This is a genomic window from Rhodococcus sp. ACS1, assembly GCF_002300155.1.
In the GTDB taxonomy this organism is placed as follows: Bacteria; Actinomycetota; Actinomycetes; order Mycobacteriales; family Mycobacteriaceae; genus Rhodococcus_F; species Rhodococcus_F koreensis.
Window position 1 is genome coordinate 38,535 of sequence record NZ_NSDZ01000005.1, and the last position, 16,927, is coordinate 55,461.

The 16,927-nt window shown below is 69.4% G+C and carries 17 protein-coding genes; 14 read left to right on the top strand and 3 right to left on the bottom strand.

The window, feature by feature from the left end:
• Nucleotides 1-14 precede the first annotated feature (14 nt).
• From CJ179_RS20905 to CJ179_RS20915, 3 genes are read right to left on the bottom strand one after another with little or no spacing between them, the layout of a single operon-like run.
• Nucleotides 15-1,499, bottom strand: coding sequence for an adenylate/guanylate cyclase domain-containing protein (locus CJ179_RS20905; RefSeq protein WP_095862782.1), 1,485 nt, complete (start codon nt 1,497-1,499; stop codon nt 15-17).
• A 55-nt stretch (nt 1,500-1,554) separates the two neighbouring features.
• Nucleotides 1,555-2,178: a response regulator transcription factor gene (locus tag CJ179_RS20910; RefSeq protein ID WP_095862783.1), complete on the bottom strand. Its 624-nt coding sequence runs from the start codon at nt 2,176-2,178 to the stop codon at nt 1,555-1,557.
• Nucleotides 2,175-3,365, bottom strand: a complete 1,191-nt coding sequence (locus tag CJ179_RS20915; protein ID WP_095862784.1) for a sensor histidine kinase — start codon at nt 3,363-3,365, stop codon at nt 2,175-2,177. The genes CJ179_RS20910 and CJ179_RS20915 overlap by 4 nt, the downstream gene beginning before the upstream one ends.
• Before the next feature lie 159 nt (nt 3,366-3,524).
• On the opposite strand from CJ179_RS20915, the gene CJ179_RS20920 reads away from it, so the two are divergent.
• The 14 genes from CJ179_RS20920 to CJ179_RS20980 all read left to right on the top strand — a co-directional run bounded on the left by CJ179_RS20920 (nt 3,525) and on the right by CJ179_RS20980 (nt 16,917).
• On the top strand, nt 3,525-4,565 hold the full coding sequence (locus CJ179_RS20920) for an ABC transporter permease (protein ID WP_095862785.1): 1,041 nt from the start codon (nt 3,525-3,527) through the stop codon (nt 4,563-4,565).
• Nucleotides 4,562-5,272, top strand: coding sequence for an ABC transporter ATP-binding protein (locus CJ179_RS20925; RefSeq protein WP_095862786.1), 711 nt, complete (start codon nt 4,562-4,564; stop codon nt 5,270-5,272). The genes CJ179_RS20920 and CJ179_RS20925 overlap by 4 nt, the downstream gene beginning before the upstream one ends.
• A gap of 129 nt (nt 5,273-5,401) precedes the next feature.
• Entirely contained in the window at nt 5,402-6,784 is a 1,383-nt protein-coding gene (locus CJ179_RS20930) for an MFS transporter (protein WP_072949179.1), read from the top strand.
• Nucleotides 6,781-8,289: an aldehyde dehydrogenase gene (locus CJ179_RS20935; RefSeq protein ID WP_072949177.1), complete on the top strand. Its 1,509-nt coding sequence runs from the start codon at nt 6,781-6,783 to the stop codon at nt 8,287-8,289. Before CJ179_RS20930 ends, CJ179_RS20935 begins: the two co-directional genes overlap by 4 nt.
• A 131-nt stretch (nt 8,290-8,420) precedes the next feature.
• Entirely contained in the window at nt 8,421-9,350 is a 930-nt protein-coding gene (locus CJ179_RS20940; RefSeq protein ID WP_095862787.1) for a VOC family protein, read from the top strand.
• Nucleotides 9,347-10,129 carry an alpha/beta fold hydrolase gene (locus CJ179_RS20945; protein ID WP_072949173.1) on the top strand — a complete coding sequence of 261 codons (783 nt, stop codon included), beginning with the start codon at nt 9,347-9,349 and terminating at the stop codon, nt 10,127-10,129. Before CJ179_RS20940 ends, CJ179_RS20945 begins: the two co-directional genes overlap by 4 nt.
• Nucleotides 10,130-10,143: 14 nt before the next feature.
• Complete coding sequence (locus CJ179_RS20950; RefSeq protein ID WP_072949171.1) at nt 10,144-10,650, top strand: cupin domain-containing protein; 507 nt, start codon at nt 10,144-10,146, stop codon at nt 10,648-10,650.
• A gap of 2 nt (nt 10,651-10,652) precedes the next feature.
• Nucleotides 10,653-11,402 (top strand): 3-oxoacyl-ACP reductase family protein, encoded by a 750-nt coding sequence (locus tag CJ179_RS20955; RefSeq protein ID WP_072949169.1) that lies wholly within the window; start codon nt 10,653-10,655, stop codon nt 11,400-11,402.
• Between the two features lie 16 nt (nt 11,403-11,418).
• The gene (locus tag CJ179_RS20960) at nt 11,419-12,201 is read left to right on the top strand and encodes an SDR family oxidoreductase (protein WP_095862788.1); all 783 of its coding nucleotides are present in this window, start codon (nt 11,419-11,421) and stop codon (nt 12,199-12,201) included.
• A complete protein-coding gene (locus CJ179_RS20965; protein ID WP_095862789.1) occupies nt 12,194-13,843 on the top strand; it encodes a thiamine pyrophosphate-binding protein in 1,650 nt (549 codons plus the stop codon). The genes CJ179_RS20960 and CJ179_RS20965 overlap by 8 nt, the downstream gene beginning before the upstream one ends.
• Nucleotides 13,840-14,958 (top strand): FAD-dependent monooxygenase, encoded by a 1,119-nt coding sequence (locus tag CJ179_RS20970; protein ID WP_095862790.1) that lies wholly within the window; start codon nt 13,840-13,842, stop codon nt 14,956-14,958. The genes CJ179_RS20965 and CJ179_RS20970 overlap by 4 nt, the downstream gene beginning before the upstream one ends.
• A gap of 8 nt (nt 14,959-14,966) precedes the next feature.
• Entirely contained in the window at nt 14,967-15,107 is a 141-nt protein-coding gene (locus tag CJ179_RS51395; protein ID WP_167372184.1) for a hypothetical protein, read from the top strand.
• A 12-nt stretch (nt 15,108-15,119) separates the two neighbouring features.
• Nucleotides 15,120-15,854, top strand: a complete 735-nt coding sequence (locus CJ179_RS20975) for an MBL fold metallo-hydrolase (protein ID WP_072949163.1) — start codon at nt 15,120-15,122, stop codon at nt 15,852-15,854.
• 103 nt (nt 15,855-15,957) lie between these two features.
• A complete protein-coding gene (locus CJ179_RS20980) occupies nt 15,958-16,917 on the top strand; it encodes a PDR/VanB family oxidoreductase (RefSeq protein ID WP_179377626.1) in 960 nt (319 codons plus the stop codon).
• Nucleotides 16,918-16,927: the final 10 nt, after the last annotated feature.

Genomic DNA, 16,927 nt, shown 5'->3' on the forward strand with positions numbered 1-16,927 from the left:
CGCCGAGCACCGGATCAGCGGGACAGCTTGCGCTGCCTCGCATAGGCCAGGCCGACGAGTGCGCGCAGTGCCTGCGGTGCCCGCTTCGCGGTCCGCAGGATGGCCTGGTCGATCATGCTCAGCTTCGGTGTGAGTCGCGGGACGGTCCGGGGCGCGTGGTCGGCGTCGGTGAGGGAGTACAAGGGCCATCGGCCCGGCACGCCCTTGAGTTCGCGTTCACCGACAGCGGCGAACCGCAGTCCCGACCCCACCACGAGGTCGCGCACGGTCCGCGACACCAGCACCTCCCCGGCTCCGGCCGCGGAACCGATGCGCGCGCCGACGTGGACGGTCATCCCGCTGACGTCGGGTCCGTTCCGCTCCACCTGTCCGGTGTGGACGCCGGCCCGCACCTCGAGGCCGAGGGTGCACGCGTCGTCGACGACGCCCCGCGCACACCGGACCGCCGCGACGGGGCCGTCGAAGATGCTGAACGTGCCGTCGCCCGCCACGTTGAGGAGACGTCCGCCCGCGTTCTCCACCGCGTCGCGGACCTGCCGTTCGTGGGTGGCGCGCAGGTCGCGGTAGGCGGCGTCGCCGATCCGGGCGAGCATCTCCGTCGACCCGACGACATCGGTGAACAGCACGGACGCGACGAACTGTCCGGCGTCCGGTGTCGGGTGCCCGCCGGTCGCGACTTGCTCGACGTGATCGATGATCGGCTTCCACGCCTCACCGAGCGACGCGCCGGACGGCGCAGGCGGCAGCAGATGGAAGGTGCCGCCGGGAATATGGGTGGCGACGTACCGGGAGGCCGTCGCGGGGACGGGACTACCGGAGACGAGCACAACCCGGGCCGGGCACTGGATCGACGGCAGAATGTCCGAGTAGTCGAGGCGGAAGATCCACTCCATGTGGGCGCGCGCGACGGCCGGCGCCGCGGAGTTCCTCTCGAGCATCGCCATCAGCCGCCGGTTGAACGGGGAATCCTCGAGGGGATCCCACAGCGGCACGGTCGCGCCCGACCCCCACGACTCCGTGGCCGCGCGCCATGCGGAGACGAACTGGTCCCGCTCGGTGGCCGTCCAGCCGTCCGGATCGTGGTCGCCGCCGATCAGCCGCTCGGCGAACGGCTGGATCAGCACCACCCCGGTGACCCGCTCCGGCGACCGCGCCGCCACGAGTGCCACGGCACCGCTCGCGCTGGCCACACCCACCAGCATTGCCTCACGCATCCCGATCTCGTCCATCACGGCGACGATGTCGTCGGCCTGCTCCTCGAGTGTCGGCAGGTGGTCGACCGGTTCGGACAGTCCCAGCCCCCGCTGCTGGAAATACGCGGTGCGGGCGAACGTGCTGCCGCGTTCCATCAGGTAGTGGATCTGCGGGTCGGTCCACATCAGGTCGAGGTGCATGTTGATCTCGAACAGCCACACGACGTCCAGCGCGCCGCCGCCCACCACCTGATACGCCAGCGCGTGTCCGTCCCGCTGGATGTACTGGACGACCGGTGGGTCCATTTTCCCAGCGTAAACGCATGTGAGCGGCAAAGTGTGCGTCCGGACGCTTTGCCGCTCACCTGGGGATGGTGCCGAGCTCGCGGGCGCGGGCGATTGCGGAGGTCCGAGACTTGACGCCCAGTTTGCCGAAGATGTGAACGAGATGGGACTTCACGGTCGTCTCGGAGAGAAACAGTTCCTTCCCGACCTCCCGATTGGATCGCCCCGCGGCCACCAACGTCAGCACCTGGATCTCCCGCGGGCTGAGGCTGGTGGCCGGTCGGCGGACGCGTGTCATCAGTTTCGACGCCACGGCCGGGGAGAGCACGCTGTCGCCGGCCGACGCGGCCCGGACGGCGGCGAGGAGTTCGGGTGGGGGAGTGTCCTTCAGGAGATACCCGGCGGCGCCGGCGGCGATCGCGTCGAGGATGTCCGCATCCGTGTCGTAGTTCGTGACGACCAGTACGTGCGGCGGATTCGGCAGGGACCGCAGGTTCCGGGTGGCGTCCACCCCCGACGTGCCGGCGCCGAACCGGAGGTCCATGAGGACGAGGTCGACCGGGGTCGTCGCGCACAACGCCACGGCGGCGTCGGCGGTGGCCGCCTCGCCGACCACCTCGATGTCGTCCTCGTGCTCGAGCAGGGCGCGCAGGCCCGCGCGCACGATCGCGTGGTCGTCGGCGAGCAGCAGTCGGATCATGCGCCGGCCTCGAGCGGGAACGACACCGCGACCGCGGTCAGTCCCGGTTCCGACTCCACCGACATCGACCCGTCGAGCAGCTCGACGCGACGGCGAATCGAATTCAGCCCGAACGCTTTCGACGGTTCACGGTCGAGAAGTGCGACATCGAAGCCGATGCCGTCGTCGACGACGTCCAACCGGACCGCATCCTCGTAGTAGGTGAGAGTGACCGCCATCCGGGACGACTGTGCGTGCCGGACCACGTTCGACACCGCACCCTGCGCGATCCGCACCAACGCCGCCTCGACGGGCATCGGCAACCGCACCGGATCCCCCACGACGACGGCAATGGTGTCGAAGGTGTCACTCCTCGCCTGCGTGCAGATCCGCGCGAGCGCGTCCGCGAGCGACTGCCCGTCGAGGACGGCGGGTGTGAGATCGCCGATGAGCTGACGGGTTTCGGCGAGGCTGTCGGCGGCGGTCTCCCGCGCCAACCGGATACGGTCCCGGGCGGGGTGGCCGGGGTCCGCGCGTTCCGCGGCGTGGAGCAGCATCTGGATGCTCGACAGATCCTGCGCGACGGTGTCGTGGATCTCGCGTGCGAGCCGCTCACGCTCGGCCAGGGAACCGGCGGCACGTTCCTGCTCGGCGAGTTCGGCTCGGGTCCGGGTCAATTCGTCGATGAGGCGATCGCGTTCGACGGCCTCCCGGTACAACGCCCGGTAGCCGAGGCCGATCGCCACCGCGACGCACGCACCGATCACCGGACCGACGACACCCGCGACGCTCCAGCCGCGGTGCATTCCGGTGCCTGCCACCGCCACGACGGTCGCGGCTGCGACCGCCAGGACTCCCCATCGTCGCGGCAGCAGATGCAGGTACAGGAAGAACAGTCCGAACGCAAGATAGGCGGCGTCGGGGGCGAGGACCATCAGGGCCACCCACAGTGCCGTCAGCGCTGCGAGCCACCACCCCCCGCGCAGACGTCGCGTCGCCCCCGCCGCGTACACCGCGAGAAACGCCACCGACAGCACCACGATCGCCGGCGCGTTCGGCGCGTCCAGTAGGACGGCACGCAAGATCACGACTGCAGTGAGCGCCGCGGTCAGCGCATGCAGCCCGAGTTGGAGTCCCGCGAACACGGGAGTGAGAGGGGAGCGGTGCACCCCGTCCAGCTTATCGACGTGAGCGCACCCGGCATCCATCGAAAGTCGGAACCCGCACCCGACCTTCGACCGCCGAGAATTCCATCCCACGTGCGATGGAACCGTGCCGTGCCGGGGGCACGGTGAGTTCGGAGGCCGTGAGCGCCGCCCCGGCCCACATCGACTGCGGCGCCGGTCGTGATCTGGAGAGGACCATCTGTGTTCGTCGCATCGAGAGACCTGCGTGCCGCGCGTGGTCGCTTCGCGCTGATATCCGTCGTCGTGGTGCTGATTGCGCTGCTCGTCACGTTTCTCAGCGGTCTCACGGCCGGATTGCGCCACCAGAACGTGTCCGTCGTGGAACGTATCGACGCCCAGTCGGTGGTCTTCGCGGCCTCCGACGACGGTCCGTCGTTCGACGAGTCCGCGCTGACGTCCGAGCAGGTGGCCGTCTGGCGGCGGAGTGCCGACTCGGTGCACCCGATCGGGGTGGGACGAGGCTCGGCGTCGGCAGCTGGAGGTGCGACGAAGGGGGTGGCGCTCGTCGGCGCGGACGGCGGTGTGGGCGACCGCGCACCGTCCGCGCCGGGAACCGTGATCGTCGGGGACGGCGCGGCGCGGTCGCTCGGGGTATCCGCCGGCGACACGGTGACGATCGCCGGCCAGGCGTTCACCGTCGCCGCGGTCCGCGGCGACGACTGGTACGGCCACAGCCCGGCCGTGTGGATGACGCTCGCCGACTGGCAGCACGCGAACCCGCGCGGGGGCGCGGCGACGGTGCTCGCGGTGTCTGGCGGGGACGACGCCACGAACTCCCTCGCGGGGACGACCTCCCGAACCGTGGCCGACTCCTTCTCCGCCGTCGGCTCCTACACCTCCGAGAACGGGTCGCTGACGTTGATGACGGTGATGCTGTTCGCGATCTCCGCGCTGGTCATCGGCGCGTTCTTCACGGTCTGGACACTCCAGCGCACCCCCGACGTCGCGACGCTGAAGGCGCTCGGAGCGTCCACCGGGTCGCTCGTGCGGGACGCGCTCGGGCAGGCGCTCGTCGTTCTGCTCGCCGGCGTGGGTGCCGGTGTCGGGATGGCGGCCGTCGCCGGGGCGATGATCGGCGACGCGGTGCCGTTCGTGCTGGACATCTCCACCACTCTCCTGCCCGCCACCGCACTCGTCGGGCTCGGCCTCCTCGGCGCCGCCTTCGCGCTCCGCTTCCTCTTCACCACCGACCCCCTCACCGCACTCGGGAGCACACGATGACCACACCCGCCCTCACGCTCGACGACGTCACCCTCACCTACCCGGACGGCGCCGGACGCGTCACCGCCCTCGACTCCGTGTCGCTGACCCTCGGCCGGGGTGAGATCGCCGCGATCACCGGTCCGTCCGGTTCCGGAAAGTCGACGCTCCTCGCGGTGGCGTCGACACTGATCCGGCCCGACTCTGGCTCCGTCCGGTTGGGCGACACCGAACTCACCGCGCTCAGCCGGCGCGAGGCGTCCACGCTGCGCCGCGACCGGATCGGCATCGTGTTCCAGCAGTCCAACCTGGTGTCGTCGCTGACGGCCCTCGAACAACTCGAGGCGATGGCGCATCTCGGGCAGCGGTGGTTCGTGCCGCGGCGGGCGGGGCGCGCGAAGGCTCGCGACCTGCTCGACGCCGTCGGCCTCGCAGGTCACGCCGGAAAACGGCCGGCGCAGTTGTCGGGTGGGCAGCGGCAGCGGGTCAACCTCGCCCGGGCGCTGATGAACGATCCGTCGCTGCTGGTCGTCGACGAGCCGACCAGCGCGCTCGACCAGGAACGGGGCGCCGCGATCATGGATCTGATCCTCGGTGTCGTGCGAGAACGTGAGGTCGCGACGCTGCTGGTGACACACGACCGCACGCACCTGTGCAGAATGGATGCAGTCCACCGCGTGGTCGACGGCTCACTCACCTGTGAGTACTTGTTAACCACGGGCGGTTAACAAGTACTCACAGGTGTGAACAATATGTTTCTTTCAAAGTCAAGGGTTGACGTTTCTCATGTGCGTGAGATTACATCTTAGCGGTAAGCCTTTGAGGGCTTAAGTAAATGCCTCGACCCGACCCTGAGGATGCTCATGACGACGGTATCGCCCGCCATGGCTGCCACAGCTGAGATGATCAGCGCCCGACTCGAACGCCTGCCGATGAGCAGGTGGCACATCAAGGCCCGCGTCATCGTCGGCGCCGTCACGTTCTTCGACGGCTTCGACCAGTTGATGATCGCGTACTCGCTCCCCGTCCTCATTCCCAAGTGGGGCCTGACCCCCGGCGACATCGCCTGGGTAATCGCCATCGGCGGCATCGGCATGCTCGTCGGCGCGCTCGCCGGCGGCTGGTTCGCCGACCGCGTCGGCCGGCTCAACGTCATCATCTTCTCGCTCGCGCTCTATGCGGTAATGAGCCTGGGCATGGCGTTCACCGACTCCCTGGAGCTCTTCCTCATCTTCCGATTCGTGCAGGGCATCGGCCTCGGCGCCGAGGTCCCGGTGGCGGCGAGCTACATCGGCGAGATCACCAAAGCCCACAAGCGTGGACGATTCGTGCTGCTCTACGAGGTGATCTTCCCCGTCGGACTCGTGATGTCGGCGATCGTGTCGGCGTGGGTGGTCCCGAACTACGGCTACAAGATCCTCTTCGCGCTCGGTGCGCTGCCCGTCCTGCTGCTGCCGATGTTGTGGAAGCTTCCCGAGTCGCCGCGCTGGCTCGCGTCCCGCGGCCGCCACGAAGACGCGCACAACGCCATGACCCGCATCGAGAACGAGATCACCGAGAAGTACGGCAAGACGCTCCCGGCTCCGCAGCCGTTGCCTTCCGTCACCGTCGACGTGCGCCGCGGAACCTTCGCGGAGGCGTTCCGGGGCGTCTACCTGCGCCGCACGCTGATGCTCGCCGCGATCTGGGGCTGCGCCTACTTCGTCAACTACGGCATCGCGTCCTGGCTGCCGACGCTCTACCGGTCCGCATTCAATGTCAGCGTCGACACCGCCCTGCACTACAGCATCGTCACCAGCGTCGCCGGTCTGCTCGGCTGCATCCTCGTCGCGTTCCTCATCGACAACCTCGGACGCCGCATCTGCATCACCGCGTCGATGGTCCTGTGCTCGTCGCTGCTCTTCCTGCTCGCCGCCACCGGCGCCGACACCGCGACGAAGGTCCTGTTCTGGTCGGCCGGATCCGCCCTGTTCGTCTTCGCCGTCAACATGGCGCTCTACGTCTACACCGCAGAGCTGTACCCCACCCGGATGCGCGCCATCGGCTGCGCGATCGGCGGAGCGAGCGGACGCCTCGGCATCATCGTCGGCCCCCTCGCCGTCGGCGCCATCCTGGACGGGGGCGGCACGCTCACCGTCGTCTTCGGAATGTTCTCCGCGGTCGCGCTGATCGGTGCCCTCGTGGTCGGCTTCTTCGCCGTCGAAACCCGCGAAAAGACCCTCGAGGAGATCTCCCAGTGACCATCCTCGACACCGCACCACAGACACTGCCGTTCGTCCCGGTCGCCGACCGGATCCTCGTCGCCGGGCAGTGGCGGCAGGCGAGCGGCCCCGCCTTCGCGGTCACGGACCCATCGAACGGCGACACCCTCCAGGTGATCCACCAGGCCACCGCCGACGACGCCGACGAGGCGGTTCGGAAGGGCCGCGCCGCCGCCGACGACCCGGCGTGGCGCGCGCTGCTCCCGCACCAGCGGGCCAAGTACCTGCACCGCATCGCCGACGCCATCGAGGCGAACACGTCCCGGCTGGCACTGCTGCAGAGCTACAACACCGGCAAGACGGTCGCCGAGACCACGGCACTCGTCGGCAGCGCGGCGGGCACGTTCCGCTACTTCGCCGCCGTCCTCGAAACCGCCGACGACGACCTCACCGCCCCGCGCGGCAACTTCCTCACGATGAGCGTTCTCGAACCCATCGGCGTGGTCGGCGCCATCGCGCCGTGGAACTCGCCGGTGGCCAGCGACGCGCAGAAGATCGCCCCCGCCCTGGCGGCCGGCAACGCCGTCGTCCTCAAACCCGCCGAGTGGACGCCGCTGGTGTCCCTCGAACTGGCGCGGCTGATCGACCAAACACAACTGCCTGCCGGGCTGCTGTCGGTGCTCCCCGGCAAGGGCTCGGTGGTCGGCGACGCCATCGTCACCCACCCCGGCGTCGGGAAGGTGACGTTCACCGGCGGCACCAACACCGGACGCTCCATCGCGCACGCGGCAGCCGACAAACTGATGCCCGTGTCGCTGGAACTCGGCGGCAAGTCGCCGACGATCGTCCTCGACGACGCCGACCTCGACGCCGCCGTCAACGGCGTGATGTACGGAATCTTCTCGTCCACCGGGCAGAGCTGCATCGCCGGATCCCGCCTGTTCGTCGACCGCCGCATCTACGAAAAGTTCGTCGAGAAACTGGTGGCCAAGACGACCCGGCTCCGCCTCGGACCCGGCCGCGACCCCGACACCCAGGTCGGGCCGATGGTCCACCGCAAGCACCGCGACAGCGTCGCCGCCTACGTGGACCTCGCTCGCGAAGAAGGCGGCCGAGTGCTGTGCGGCGGGGCGATCCCCGACGACGAGCGACTGCGCGACGGCGCGTACTACCTGCCGACGATCATCGACGGGCTGCCCAACAATTCGCGCACCTGTCAGGAGGAGATCTTCGGACCCGTCCTGGTGGTCCTGCCGTTCGACGGCGAAGCGGACCTCGTTGCGCAGGCCAATGATTCGGTGTTCGGCCTGGCATCCGGAATCTGGACCGGCGACTACCGCCGCGCCTGGAAACTCGCCCGCCGACTCCAGGCCGGCACCGTGTGGATCAACACCTACAAGCAGTTCAGCATCTCCACGCCGTTCGGCGGCGTCAAGGAAAGCGGACTCGGGGTGGAGAAGGGGCGCAGTGGCATCGCCGCCTACTCGAGGCAGAAGAGCATCTACTGGGGCCTCGACGAGGAACCCAACCCCTGGGCAAATTGAGCGACCCGCTCGTGGGCAAATTGAGCGACCCGCTCGTGGGATAGGTCGGGCAGAAAGAAATTCCCGTCACCTCTGTACGACCTATTACTTTAGCGCTAAGATATTGAGACCTAAGCAACTGGAGGCTTGCGATGAACCAACCCATAGCCCGGCTGCGGTGCCTGCGCTCCGTCGAACTGCGCACACAGGCCAGCCTCGAATCCACCGATTTCTACTCGGAGGTGTGGGGACTGCGCGTGGTCGAACAGGGCACGAACGGTGCCTGGCTGCGGGGGACCGGTGAGCACCACCACACGCTGCAACTCACGCAGGCCGAACGGAACGGACTCGGCCGCATCACGTTCGCCGTCGCCACACCCGCCGAGGTCGACGAGGCCGCCCGCAGGCTCGAACTGCGCGGTGTCCCGATCGTCAGCGGCCCGGGGCCGGTCGACGACCTCGGCGGCGGCTACGGCGTGAGCCTGGTCGACCCCGAGGGGCGCGTCGTCGAACTGCTCGCCGACGCGCTCGCGGTCCCCAGGCTCGGCCGCGACGACGCCGTCCCCGTGGGTGTCACGCACGTCGTCCTCAACACCGTCGACATCGACGCCGCGGTGAAGTTCTACTGCGACATCCTGGGCATGCGGGTCTCCGACTGGTCCGAGCACCAGATGGCGTTCCTGCGTTGCAACACCGACCATCACAGCATCGCGTTCAACCAGGCCGAGTGGACGTCGGTGAACCACGTCGCCTACGAGATGCCCACCGTGGACCACTTCATGCGCGGCATCGGCCGGTTGCGGCACCACGGCACCGTGCCGCTGTGGGGTCCGGGCAAGCACGGTCCCGGGGACAACACGTTCTCCTACTTCGCCGACCCGGCGGGGCTGGTGTGCGAGTACACGTCCGGCATCGCGCAGGTCGACGAGGACCGGTGGCTGTGCAAGGTGTGGCGCCGGGTTCCGGAGCTCTCCGACCTGTGGGGCACCGCGGGCCCGCCGTCCACGCAGGTCCGCGACCACATGGCCGGCGTCCCCGACCCCGGGGCGTTCGAGCGGTTCGACCTCGGGCGGGCGTCGTGACGCACGTCGTCGAATCCGGCTCCGGTCCCGCGCTGCTGATGCTGCACGGGATTGGCGGCAGCGCGGACAGTTTCGCGCCGCAGTTCGACGAACTCGCGGGGTCGCTGCGACTGCTGGCCTGGGACGCTCCCGGCTACGGCCGCAGTGAAGACCCCGGCCGTCCGTTCGACCTCGACGACTACGCCGACGCCGCCGCCGACGTGATCCGCGACCGCTGCGGGGACGCGGGGGCGCACGTCCTCGGAATGTCGTGGGGCGGCGTGATCGCCACCCGGCTGGCGCTGCGCCACCCCGGGCTCGTGCGGAGTCTGCTGCTCGGCAGTTCCACCGTCGGCTCGGGAGCGGACGGCGAAGCCGCCGACCGGATGCGTGCCCGGGCCGCGACCCTCGAGCAGCAGGGTGCGGAAGCCTTTGCCGCCGAACGGGCCCCGCGGCTACTGTCCGGGACCGCCGACGACGAACTGACCGCGAAGGCCACGGCGATCATGGCGTCGTCGATCCGGCTGCCCGGCTACGGGTACGCCGCGGAGTCGATGGCGGCCGCCGATCACACGGCCGATCTGCCGAAGATCGACGTCCCGACACTCGTCCTCAGTGGCGACGAGGACGGGGTGACCGGTGTTCCCGCGAGTCAGGTTCTCGCAGGCGGAATTCCGGGCGCCGTGTTCGTCACCATCCGCGGTGCCGGACACCTCGCGAACCAGGAGCGGCCGGACGCCTTCGACGCCTGGGTCGAATCCTTCATCCACATCACCGAACGCCTACGCAACCACCTCTAGAGAAGGAGCACGACATGACACTCGAATACGGCACCGCCGATCTGAAGGAATTCACCGACTCGCTGATCCTCACCCGTGGCTCCCGCCACGAGGACTGGGACACCCTGGGCTTCCAGGCCAAGGCCGGCGACCAGTTCAAGCGCGCGCAGATCCGCTACGTCGGCTCCGGCGCGACCGGCAACCACGAGAACGACAACCGCACCATCGGATCGCGCGGATTCACGTTCTCCAACATGCTGCTTCCCCCCGGCGCCGAGGGCCCGGAGCACACCCACCACGACGCCGAGGAAGCCTTCTTCGTCCTCGAGGGCGAGGTGGAGGTCGGCGTCCACCGCGACGGCCAGGTGGAGAAGCGCACCCTCGGCTACCGCGACATGATCGTCGTCCCGGCCGGCGTGCCCCGCAGCCTGAAGAACAACGGCGACAAGGACGCCCTGTTCTGCGTCATCATCGGCGCGCAGAAGCCGCAGATCCCGACGTACCCCGAGACGTCGGCCATGCACGGCGTCACGCGGGACTGACCGTGAGTCTCGACGGCCGCAGCATCCTCGTCACCGGGGCGGGGCGGGGTCTCGGCCTCGCCCTGGCCCGCCGGCTCGGCGAGGACGGCGCCACCCTGTGGCTCGCCGACATCCGCGAGGACTGGGGCGAGGCCGCGGCGGAAAGCCTGCGCGCGGACGGCGTCAAGGCGCAGTTCGTGCGGGTCGATCTCCGCGATGCGGAGTCCGTCGACGCGATGGCGGCCACCGTCACCTCGGGTGGCCCGCTGTACGGCCTCGTCAACAACGCGGCCCTCGCGGACGGCGTGGGCGGCAAACCGATTCACGAACTCGACATCGACGAGTGGGACCGTGTGCTGGGCGTGAATCTGCGCGGCACGTTCCTCGTGAGCAGGGCGATCGTTCCCTCCATCATCGGGAACGGAGGCGGACGAGTCGTCACCATCGGCTCCGACGCCGCCCTGTACGGTTCGCCGCGACTCGCGCACTACATCGCATCCAAGGGCGGGGTGGCCGCGCTGACCCGCGCCATGTCCCGCGACCTCGGCCCGCACGGCATCACCGTCAACACCGTCTCGCCCGGTCTGACCGAAAGCGAATCGGCGCAGAAGGTTCCGGAGCACCGGCACGAGCTGTACCGCCTCAATCGCGCGCTCGAACGGCCGCAGCAGCCGTCGGATCTCGTCGGCGCCGTCGCGTTCCTGATGGGACCCGAGGCGTCGTACATCACCGGCCAGCAACTCGTCGTCAACGGCGGATTCGTCCTGCACTAGAGAAGGGGACCACGTCGTGGACCTGCAACTGAAAGACCGCACCCACCTGGTGACCGGCGGAAGCTCGGGAGTCGGGCTCGCCACCGTCGCGATGCTGCTCGAGGAGGGTGCCAACGTCGTCACCTGTGCCCGCGACCGCGACCGGCTCGACTCCGTGATCGCGCCGCTGCCCGGCAGCGACCGCGTCCTGACCGCGTCCTGCGACGTCCGGGATCCGGCCGCGGTCGCCGCACTGGTCGACGCCGGTGTCGCCCGATTCGGCGGCCTCGACGGTCTGGTCAACAACGCAGGCAAGTCCCGCATGGTCCCGCGCGGCGAGGCGACGCTCGACGACTGGCGCGACGAACTCGACCTCAAGTTCTCCAGCGTCCTCAACACCGTCGACGCGGCGCTGCCGGCGCTGCGCAAGTCCGACGCCGCGTCCATCGTCAACATCTCGGCGGTCCTCGCGCGCCAGCCCGAGCCGCGGCTGGTCACCACCAGCGCCGCCCGGGCCGGGCTGCTGAACCTCAGCAAGTCGCTGTCGCTGGAACTCGCGGCCGACGGCATCCGCGTCAACTCGGTGTCGCTCGGCCTGGTCGACACCGGTCAGTGGCGCCGCCGCTACGAGGAATCCGGCACCGAGGCCACCTTCGCCGAATGGGAGGCGGAGATCGCCCAGGACCGCGGGATCGGCCTCGGCCGGTTCGGCCGCGCCGACGAGGTGGCCGCCATGATCGTGACCCTGCTGTCCCCCCGCTCGTCCTACGTGACGGGCACCAGCCTCGACGTCTGCGGAGGCGTCGCGCGCTATGTCTGAGAGGAACACCATGTCGGTAGGAAACGGGGGCGACCTGCTCGTCCAGGTGCTGCGCGAAGCCGGTGTCGACACCGTCTTCGGCATCGTGAGCGTGCACAACCAGCCCCTCGTGCAGGCGGTCGCCAAGCACCTGCGGTTCGTGCCGGTCCGGCACGAGGCCACCGCGGTCAGCGCCGCCGACGGATACGCCCGGGCGACCGGGGGACTGGGCTGTGCGCTCACGAGCACCGGGACGGGCGCCGGTAACGCGGCCGGGTCGCTGATCGAATCGCTCAGCGCCGGAACGTCGGTGCTGCACGTGACGGGCAACGTCGAGAGCCGGTACCTGGGATCGGGTCGCGGGTTCATCCACGAGACAAAGGATCAGCTGGGGATGCTGACGGCGACGTCGAAGCACGCCGCCACCATCCTCGACACGGACAGCGCCGGAAAGGTGTTGCGGGAAGGCATCGCCGCCGCACTCGCCGCGCCCGGCGGGCCGTCGAGCATCGAATGGCCCATCGACCTGCAGTACGCGGAGCACGTCATCGACGTGGTCGAGCCGGTCGTCGAACCGCTGCGCACGCCGGACGTCGACGACTTGGCCGTCGCCTTCGCGCTGCTGCGGTCGGCGGAACGCCCGGTGATCTGGGCGGGCGGCGGCGTCGCCACGGCCGGTGCCGAGCTGACCGCACTGGTGGAGCAGTGGGGAGTCCCGTTGCTCACCAGCAACTCCGGGCGCGGCGCCGTGCCGGAGGACCACCCGCTGTGCATCGGCAACTACGGCAACACCCCGGCTGGGCGCGAACTCCTCGCCGACGCCGACCTGCTGCTGTCGCTGGGCACCCACTTCCGGTCCAACGAGACCGGCGACTACTCGATGCCCGTCCCCGCCGTGCACGTGCAGATCGACCTCGACGCCGCCGCGATCGGACGGGTCTACCCGGCGCAGGCCGGGGTGACCGCCGACATCGCGACGTTCCTGCGGTCGCTGTCCGAACTGGCCCCGGTCGACGCGTCGTGGACCGAGCGTGGCCGGGCGACAAGGGAACTGGTCCGCACCCGGCAGCGCGCCGGACTCGGCGACCACGCCGTGCTGTGCGACGCCGTCCGCGCCGCGTTCCCGAAGGACTCCGTGATCGCCCGCGACGTCACCATCGCGTCCAGTTCCTGGGGTAACCGGCTGCTGCCGATGTTCGACCCCAGGTCCAACGTCTTCCCCCGCGGCGGCGGCATCGGGCAGGGCCTGGGCATGGCCATCGGTTCCGCACTGGCCGACGAGACCCGCCCCACCCTGGCCCTCGTCGGCGACGGCGGCCTGGCCGTCCACTTCGGCGAGATCCTCACCATGGCACAGGAGAAGCCGTGGCTGGTGCTGCTCGTGTTCAACGACGGCGGGTACGGTGTGCTGCGAAACATGCAGCAGGGCGGCGGCGAAGACACGTACGCCGTCGACCTCGTCACCCCTGACTTCCCGTTGCTGGCACAGTCGATCGGCGTGCCCTACCTGCGGATCGGCGGCGCGGCCGAGGCGCACAGCGTGCTCGCTGACGCCGTGTCCCGGCAGGCCCCCGTGATCGTCGAGGTCGACCTCGACGCCTACGGCGACATGCCGGCACCGTTCACGCCGCCCGTGACGGTGCCAGGAAAGGGTGCACAGTGACCACGGTCGCCGTCTGCGGCGGCGGCATCGGCGGACTCGCCACGGCCATCGCCCTCCGCAAGTTCGGCCTCGACGTCACGGTCTACGAGCAGACGAGGCAGTTCGCCCGCGTCGGCGCCGACATCAACCTCACCCCCAACGCGGTCCGGGCGCTCGACGGTCTCGGTGTCGGGCCGGCGATCCGCGACTCCGCCGCCCGGCCGCAGTTCCGGATCAGCCGCACGTGGGACACGGGAGCCGAGACGTCCCGGCTGCCGATGGGCGACTGCGCGGAACAGCAGTACGGCGCACCGCAGTTGACCATGCACCGCGGCGACCTGATGACCGCGCTCGAGAACCGGCTGCCGTCGGGGTCCGTCGAAATGGGCCGCCGGGTCGCCGGCGTCGCGGACGGGCGCATCGAGTTCACCGACGGCAGTGCGGTTTCCGCGGACGTGATCGTCGGTGCCGACGGCATCCACTCCGCGGTCCGGACCGCGCTCCTCGGACGGGAACAGCCGACATTCACGGGAGTCGTGGCGTTCCGCGCCGTCGTCCCCACCGAACGCGTCGGCAACCTGCCGAACCTCGACTGCTTCACCAAGTGGTGGGGCCCTGACAGTGCGACGCAGATCGTGACGTTCCCCCTCAACCAGGGCAAGGACATCTTCGTCTTCGCCACCTGCGGCCAGGAGGAGTGGACCGAGGAATCGTGGACCACACCCGGTTCCGTCGCCGAACTGCGGGAGCTGTACCGCGACTTCCACCCCGAGGCGCGGGCGCTGCTCGACGCGTGCGACGACGTCCTGAAATCGGCTCTCTACGTTCGGGACCCGCTGGCATCGTGGACCGACGGCCGCTCCGTGCTCCTCGGCGACGCCGCGCACCCGATGATGCCGTTCATGGCGCAGGGCGCAGGCATGGCGATCGAAGACGCCGTCGTCCTGTCCCGCTGCCTGAGTCTGTTCGACGACCCCGCGGTCGCCCTGCAGACCTACCAGGACACGCGACTGCAGCGGACCTCCCGCATCCAGCGGGGCTCCCGGTCCAACGAGTGGCTGAAGGTCGCGGGCAACGGCGACTGGGTCTACGAATACGACGCCTGGCAGGTGCCGTTGGAATTGGCCTCGGCCTGAACGGACGCATGATCGGCGCGACGCCGCCGGACACCTACGGGTTGTCCGGTGGCGTCGACGTCTATGTCGAGGCATCGCCGCCGTACCCGCGTGATCTTGCGCGCCGCCGCGGTCCCGAGAAGGCTGGATCTCACGACACCGCGACGTGATCGGAGCCAGGGATGGACACCACGATTACCGAGATCGCTCCCGACATCTACCGGCTGTCCACGTATCTGGACGAGCCGAACCTGATCATGAACCAGTTCGTCGTCGACGGTGAGGAACCGCTGCTGTTCCACGCCGGTCAGCGTGCGCTGTTCCCGGTCGTGTCCGAGGCGGTCGGCCGGCTGATTCCCCTCGACAGGCTGCGGTGGATCACGTTCGGCCACGTCGAGGCCGACGAGTGCGGCGCGATGAACTCGTGGCTGGCGGCCGCGCCGAACGCGGAGGTCGCGCACGGGGCGATGGGCTGCTTCGTGCAGGTCAACGACCTGGCCGATCGCGCGCCGCGTCCCCTGCAACACGGCGACGTGCTGGAGACGGGCAGCAGGCGAGTCCGTCACCTCGATACCCCGCACGTGCCGCACGGGTGGGACGCCGGGCTGATCTTCGAGGAGACGACGCAGACGCTGTTCTGCGGCGACCTGTTCACCGCGTTCGGCCATCACCCCACGACCACCGAGGAAGAGATCGTCGGCCCGGCCATCGCGGCCGAGGACATGGGGAGCGCGACGTGCCTGACGCCGGCGCTCGGGCCCACGATCCGGGGGCTCGCCGATCTGGAACCGCTGCTGCTGGCGCCGATGCACGCGCCGGTGTTCACCGGTGACTGTGTGCGGAGTCTGCAGGATCTCGCGCAGGCGTACGAGGAGCGGATGGCGGCCGAGGCCGCGCGGTACCGCGAAGCCGAATAGCCGACCCGGAAATTTCCCCTCGACTGTGGCGCAGAATACATCTTAGTGCTAAATTATTGAGCACTAAGGAACTATGCCTTCGGGTCGAGCTTGGGAGTGAGCGATGACAACAGACGCAGACACCGTCCCCATGATGGTGCGTCAGATGCGGGTCGAGTCCTCGGGCGTCGTCTCGCTCCGCCTCGAACGGCAGGACGGCGGCACGGTCGACCGGTGGACGCCGGGCGCCCACCTGGACCTGCACCTGAACCGCGGGACGATCCGTCAGTACTCCCTCTGCGGAGACCCCGACGACAAGACCGGGTACCGCGTCGCGATCCTCCACGAGGTGACCGGCCGAGGCGGCTCCCGGCACGTCCACGAGACGCTGCGGCCCGGCGACAGTCTGTCGGTGAGCGCACCTCGCAACAACTTCGAACTCCTGCCGTCGCCGCGCTATGTGTTCATCGCCGGCGGCATCGGCATCACGCCGATCCTCGCGATGATCGGCGAGGTCGAACGCATCGGTGCCGAATGGGAACTCCACTACGGCGGCCGTGCCCGCTCGTCGATGGCGTTCCTCGACGAGCTGTCCCCGTACGGCGACCGCGTCCACGTCGTCACCGAGGAGGCCGACGGCATCCTCGACCTCGACGGCATCCTCGGCACCGCCCGCGCGGAAACCCTCGTCTACGCCTGTGGCCCCGAGGGACTGCTCGGCGCGGTCGAGGGGTACGCCGGCTCCTGGCCGGACGGCGCGATCCGGCTCGAACGGTTCAAGGCCAAGGAGATCCCCGCCGACACCCTCGCCGGCGACCGTCCCGTCCGCGTGATCTGCGAACGATCCGGCATCTCCGCCACCGTCGCACCCGACCGGACCATCCTCGACACCCTCGAGGAATCCGGCGTCGACGTCCCCAACTCCTGCCGTGAAGGCATCTGCGGGACCTGCGAAACCCGCGTCCTCGCCGGCACCCCCGACCACCGCGACTCCCTGCTCTCCAGCTCCGAGCAGGAGTCCGGCACCACCATCATGATCTGCGTTTCCCGCGCCCGCTCCGACGAGCTCGTGCTGGATCTCTAGAAGGGAAGAA

Excerpts from the sequence above, each read along its gene's own strand:
- CJ179_RS20965 (WP_095862789.1), top strand. The coding sequence starts at position 12,194 with ATGTCTGAGAGGAACACCATGTCGGTAGGAAACGGGGGCGACCTGCTC.
- CJ179_RS20925 (WP_095862786.1), top strand. The coding sequence starts at position 4,562 with ATGACCACACCCGCCCTCACGCTCGACGACGTCACCCTCACCTACCCG.
- CJ179_RS20910 (WP_095862783.1), bottom strand. The coding sequence starts at position 2,178 with ATGATCCGACTGCTGCTCGCCGACGACCACGCGATCGTGCGCGCGGGC.
- CJ179_RS20930 (WP_072949179.1), top strand. The coding sequence starts at position 5,402 with ATGCTCATGACGACGGTATCGCCCGCCATGGCTGCCACAGCTGAGATG.
- CJ179_RS20940 (WP_095862787.1), top strand. The coding sequence starts at position 8,421 with ATGAACCAACCCATAGCCCGGCTGCGGTGCCTGCGCTCCGTCGAACTG.
- CJ179_RS20975 (WP_072949163.1), top strand. The coding sequence starts at position 15,120 with ATGGACACCACGATTACCGAGATCGCTCCCGACATCTACCGGCTGTCC.
- CJ179_RS20980 (WP_179377626.1), top strand. The coding sequence starts at position 15,958 with ATGACAACAGACGCAGACACCGTCCCCATGATGGTGCGTCAGATGCGG.
- CJ179_RS20915 (WP_095862784.1), bottom strand. The coding sequence starts at position 3,365 with ATGGATGCCGGGTGCGCTCACGTCGATAAGCTGGACGGGGTGCACCGC.
- CJ179_RS51395 (WP_167372184.1), top strand. The coding sequence starts at position 14,967 with ATGATCGGCGCGACGCCGCCGGACACCTACGGGTTGTCCGGTGGCGTC.
- CJ179_RS20905 (WP_095862782.1), bottom strand. The coding sequence starts at position 1,499 with ATGGACCCACCGGTCGTCCAGTACATCCAGCGGGACGGACACGCGCTG.
- CJ179_RS20950 (WP_072949171.1), top strand. The coding sequence starts at position 10,144 with ATGACACTCGAATACGGCACCGCCGATCTGAAGGAATTCACCGACTCG.